This is a genomic window from Candidatus Methylomirabilota bacterium (genome assembly GCA_027293415.1).
Taxonomy (GTDB): Bacteria; Methylomirabilota; Methylomirabilia; order Methylomirabilales; family CSP1-5; genus CSP1-5.
This window is the reverse complement of sequence record JAPUFX010000092.1, coordinates 1-3075: the sequence shown is the minus strand read 5'-3', so window position 1 is coordinate 3075 and position 3075 is coordinate 1. Positions and strand designations below refer to the sequence as shown.

The window sequence follows — 3075 nt, the reverse complement described above, 5'->3', positions numbered from 1 at the left end:
GGGAATCTCGATGGGCCGCAATCCTACGCGGGACATTCCGGGCTCCTTCCCTTACCAGATCTCGCACATCACCTCGCCACCGATCCGCTGGCGGCGACACTCGCGGTCGGCCATGAGGCCGCGGGAGGTGGTGAGGATAGCCGTCCCCAAGCCGTTTAGAACCCGGGGTACCTCATCGGCATTGACGTATCTGCGCCTGCCGGGTTTGCTTATGCGTTTGATGCCGCGGATGACGTTTTGCCCCCCGCCCTCGTCGATGTACTTGAACTCTATGTGCAATATATCGTGCTTGTCCCCCTGGACGGCCTTGAAAGCCTTGATGTAGCCCTCATCCTTTAGAATCTCGGCGACGCGCATCTTGAGCTTACTCTTGGGGATGGCCACAGAGGTGTGCTTGGCCATAATGGCGTTTCGGATTCGAGTGAGCATATCCGCAATGGGGTCGGTCATAACCATTCGCCGGCAGTCCTCTCTAGGTAAGTCGCCTTACCAGCTCGCCTTGATAACGCCAGGGATCTCGCCTCGCAGGGCCCTCATGCGGAAGCAGATGCGACACATCTGGAATTTCCTAAGAAAAGCCCTCGCCCTCCCGCACAGGGGACATCGGTTGTAGCGGCGGACCTTGAACTTGGGTTCCCGCCTGGCCTTGGCAATTAGCGATTTCTTTGCCACTATTTCCTCCTGCGTGGAGCTCAGGTGCGAAACGGCATCCCCATAAGGGCCAGCAGGGCCTCGCCCTCCTCGTCGGTTTCCGCAGTGGTCACGATGGTGATGCCCAGCCCGTGAAACTGGGCGATTTTGTCGTACTCGATCTCGGGGAAGATAATCTGCTCCTTGATTCCCAGGCAGTAGTTACCCCGGCCATCGAACCCGCGTGCGTTGACGCCTCGGAAGTCCCGAACACGGGGCAGGGAGGCGTTGATCAGTCGGTCCAGAAACTCATACATGCGCACCTGCCGGAGGGTCACTTTACATCCTATAGGCATCCCCGTACGGAGTTTGAAATTGGCGATGGACTTCTTGGCCCGGGTGAGGACTGGTTGCTGACCGGTGATGGCCGCCAGCTCCTCCACGACGGTATCGAGGAGCTTGACATCTAGGATGGCCTCGCCCACTCCCACATTGACAACGACCTTGTCCACCTTCGGCACTTGCATGAGATTTCGGTACCCGAACCGACGAACAAGTTCGGGGACGACCTCATTTTGATAGCGTTCTTTAAGTCGGGCCATTGCTGCCGTTCCCCTATTCAATTGCCTCGCCGCATCGGGCGCACGCACGTACTCGCCTACCCCCCTCGAGGGTCTTGGTTTTCATACGCACGGGCCGGTCGCAACTTGAACAGATCACCCCTACGTTAGAGCTATTGATGGTCCCCTCTATTTCCAGAATACCCCCTTGCTGGGAGTGCTGGCCGGGCTTAGTGTGGCGCTTGACCATCATGAGTTTTTCGACCATAACCCGGTCCTTGCCCTTCACAATCCTTAGCACCTTGCCGCGCTTGCCTTTCTCTTTGCCCGACAATACCTCAACGAGGTCGTCCTTCTTAACCATCCACGCCATCTCATAGCACCTCTGGGGCCAGAGAGATTATCTTCATGAACTTTTTGGCTCGCAGCTCTCTAGCAATGGGGCCAAATATGCGGGTGCCTAGGGGCTCGCCCACCTCGTTGATAAGCACGGCGGCATTGTCATCGAACCTGATGTACGAGCCGTCGGGCCGGCCAACCTCCTTGGCGGTCCTCACGATTACTGCCCTTTTTATCTCTCCCTTGGAGACGGCGCTATTTGGTACGGCTTCCTTCACGGTCACTACGATGACGTCACCCACCCGCGCATACCGCTTCCGGGTGCCTCCAAGAACTCGAATGCACAAAGCTCGTCTGGCCCCGGAGTTGTCCGCAATGTCTACAACCGACTCTTGCTGAATCACAGATCCAGCTCCTCATTCAACGGTGCCCTCTTCGGAAGGTGCTTCAGCGACGGGGGCAGTCTCTTTCTTACCTAGAATTTCCACAACCCTCCAGCGCTTTCGCTTCGATAGCGGCCGCGTCTCCTGGATGCGCACCCGATCGCCCGGACGACAGGAGTTAACCTCATCGTGGGCTAGGTACTTCTTGGAGCGCCGGACCACCCTCTCATAGACGGGATGGCGGAACCTCCTCTCCACGGAAACTACAACCGTTTTGTCCATCTGGTCGCTTACAACCCGACCGATCAGTCTTTTGCGTTTTGGCTGCAAGGTCATGTCCTTATTGCTCGCCCGCAAGCTCACGCTCGCGGAGGAGTGTGTGGATCCGGGCGATGGTGCGGCGAGCCCCCTTCGCCAGCATTAAATTATCCAGCTGACCGGTCACCATCTGTAGCCGCAGTTTGAAAACCTCTTCCTCCAGTTCGCGAAGGTTGGTCTTCAGCTCTTCGTCTGTCCGCTCTCGAAGCTCCGAAGCTTTCATACCCAATTCCGCCCTAACGCAAAGTGACGAACTTCGTCTTGACCGGCAACTTGTGGCCTGCTAGACGCATGGCCTCTTTGGCTACCGGCTCAGGTACCCCCTCCATCTCGTAGAGGATCCGGCCCGGTTTTACCACTGCGACCCACGTCTCCGGTGAGCCCTTGCCTTTACCCATACGGGTCTCGGCAGGCTTCTTGGTGATGGGCTTATCAGGGAAAATCCGCAGCCAGATTTTCCCGCCCCTCTTTACGTGGCGCGTCATCGCTACTCGAGCCGCCTCAATCTGACGGTTGGTCACCCAACCAGGGCTCACAGCCTTCATGCCATACGAGCCGAAGTTCAGTTCCGTTCCGCCCTTTGCCCGGCCCCTGAGGCGACCCTTTTGGCGTTTGCGGTACTTTACCTTCCGTGGGCTCAGCATGGCGCTCGCTCCTTACTCCACTCGCTGCGATGACTTGAGCGGAAGTGCTTCTCCTTTAAATATCCAGACCTTTACGCCGATTGCCCCATATAAGGTCTTGGCCTCGGCGAACCCGCAGTCGATGTCGGCGTCGAGGGTGTGCAGAGGGACACGGCCCTCCCGGTACCACTCGCGCCTGGCCATTTCAGTGCCGCCGAGCCG

General features: G+C 58.0%; 9 protein-coding genes. All 9 read right to left on the bottom strand.

From position 1 onward, the window contains the following. Window positions 1–51: 51 nt before the first annotated feature. Window positions 52–456: a 30S ribosomal protein S8 gene (gene rpsH, locus O6929_07025; protein ID MCZ6480139.1), complete on the bottom strand. Its 405-nt coding sequence runs from the start codon at window positions 454–456 to the stop codon at window positions 52–54. Window positions 457–486: 30 nt separating this feature from the next. Further along, entirely contained in the window at window positions 487–672 is a 186-nt protein-coding gene (locus O6929_07020) for a type Z 30S ribosomal protein S14 (GenBank protein MCZ6480138.1), read from the bottom strand. Window positions 673–692: 20 nt separating this feature from the next. Beyond that, on the bottom strand, window positions 693–1232 hold the full coding sequence (rplE, locus tag O6929_07015; GenBank protein ID MCZ6480137.1) for a 50S ribosomal protein L5: 540 nt from the start codon (window positions 1230–1232) through the stop codon (window positions 693–695). A 13-nt stretch (window positions 1233–1245) separates the two neighbouring features. Beyond that, window positions 1246–1563, bottom strand: coding sequence for a 50S ribosomal protein L24 (rplX, locus tag O6929_07010; GenBank protein ID MCZ6480136.1), 318 nt, complete (start codon window positions 1561–1563; stop codon window positions 1246–1248). A gap of 1 nt (window position 1564) precedes the next feature. Further along, the gene (gene rplN, locus O6929_07005; protein MCZ6480135.1) at window positions 1565–1933 is read right to left on the bottom strand and encodes a 50S ribosomal protein L14; all 369 of its coding nucleotides are present in this window, start codon (window positions 1931–1933) and stop codon (window positions 1565–1567) included. A gap of 12 nt (window positions 1934–1945) precedes the next feature. Then, complete coding sequence (gene rpsQ, locus O6929_07000) at window positions 1946–2248, bottom strand: 30S ribosomal protein S17 (protein ID MCZ6480134.1); 303 nt, start codon at window positions 2246–2248, stop codon at window positions 1946–1948. A 4-nt stretch (window positions 2249–2252) separates the two neighbouring features. Then, a complete protein-coding gene (rpmC, locus tag O6929_06995; GenBank protein MCZ6480133.1) occupies window positions 2253–2453 on the bottom strand; it encodes a 50S ribosomal protein L29 in 201 nt (66 codons plus the stop codon). Between the two features lie 13 nt (window positions 2454–2466). Beyond that, complete coding sequence (gene rplP / locus O6929_06990) at window positions 2467–2874, bottom strand: 50S ribosomal protein L16 (GenBank protein ID MCZ6480132.1); 408 nt, start codon at window positions 2872–2874, stop codon at window positions 2467–2469. Window positions 2875–2886: 12 nt separating this feature from the next. Further along, a partial coding sequence (rpsC, locus tag O6929_06985; GenBank protein ID MCZ6480131.1) for a 30S ribosomal protein S3 occupies window positions 2887–3075 on the bottom strand: 189 nt, incomplete at its 5' end.

What these genes read in the sequence shown, in the direction of transcription:
- rpsQ (MCZ6480134.1), bottom strand. Translation starts at nt 2,248, where the DNA reads ATGACCTTGCAGCCAAAACGCAAAAGACTGATCGGTCGGGTTGTAAGC.
- rplP (MCZ6480132.1), bottom strand. Translation starts at nt 2,874, where the DNA reads ATGCTGAGCCCACGGAAGGTAAAGTACCGCAAACGCCAAAAGGGTCGC.
- rplX (MCZ6480136.1), bottom strand. Translation starts at nt 1,563, where the DNA reads ATGGCGTGGATGGTTAAGAAGGACGACCTCGTTGAGGTATTGTCGGGC.
- rpmC (MCZ6480133.1), bottom strand. Translation starts at nt 2,453, where the DNA reads ATGAAAGCTTCGGAGCTTCGAGAGCGGACAGACGAAGAGCTGAAGACC.
- rpsH (MCZ6480139.1), bottom strand. Translation starts at nt 456, where the DNA reads ATGGTTATGACCGACCCCATTGCGGATATGCTCACTCGAATCCGAAAC.
- rplE (MCZ6480137.1), bottom strand. Translation starts at nt 1,232, where the DNA reads ATGGCCCGACTTAAAGAACGCTATCAAAATGAGGTCGTCCCCGAACTT.